Here is a 647-nt window from a genome sequence, read left to right on the forward strand (position 1 = left end):
AAGGGGCCGACCTCTTCGACGCCGCCTTCTTCGACTACATGCCGTCCGAGGCGGAGCTGATGGGGCCGCAGCACCGGCTGTTCCTGGAGACCGCCTGGCAGGCCCTGGAACACTCCGGCATCGTGCCCGCGACCTTCGACGGCAACGTCGGCGTCTTCGCGGGGGCCGGTGTCGGCGGCTACGAGGCCGAGTCGGCCGGCGGCGACCTGGCGTCGTTCTACCGCACGATGATCGGGGGGAGGAACGACTTCCTGTCGACGCGGGTGGCGCACCGGCTGAACCTGCGCGGTCCCGCCCTGACGGTGCAGACCGCCTGTTCCACCGGTCTGGTCGCCACGCACCTGGCCCGCGAGAGCCTGCTGCGCGGCGAGTCCGACATCGCCCTCGCGGGCGGCGCGTCGGTGACCGTCCCGCTGGTCCGGGGCTACCCGTACCAGAAGGGCATGGTCGTCTCGCCGGACGGCAAGTGCCGGGCCTTCGACGAGAAGGGCGCGGGCACGGTCGGCGGCGACGGGGTCGGCGTGGTGGTGCTGCGGCGGCTGTCGGACGCGATCGCGGCCGGTGACACCATTTACGCCGTGCTGCGCGGCAGCGCCATCAACAACGACGGTTCCGCCAAGGTCGGCTTCACCGCGCCCAGCATCGAG

General features: G+C 72.0%; 1 protein-coding gene. It reads left to right on the forward strand.

Translation table 11 applies throughout. From position 1 onward, the window contains the following. Positions 1-647: beta-ketoacyl synthase N-terminal-like domain-containing protein (locus E2B92_RS32485; protein WP_133087799.1), on the forward strand; the 647-nt coding region annotated here is incomplete at both ends.

Origin of the sequence: Streptomyces sp. WAC05374, assembly GCF_004353505.1 — a bacterium.
Taxonomy (GTDB): domain Bacteria; phylum Actinomycetota; class Actinomycetes; order Streptomycetales; family Streptomycetaceae; genus Streptomyces.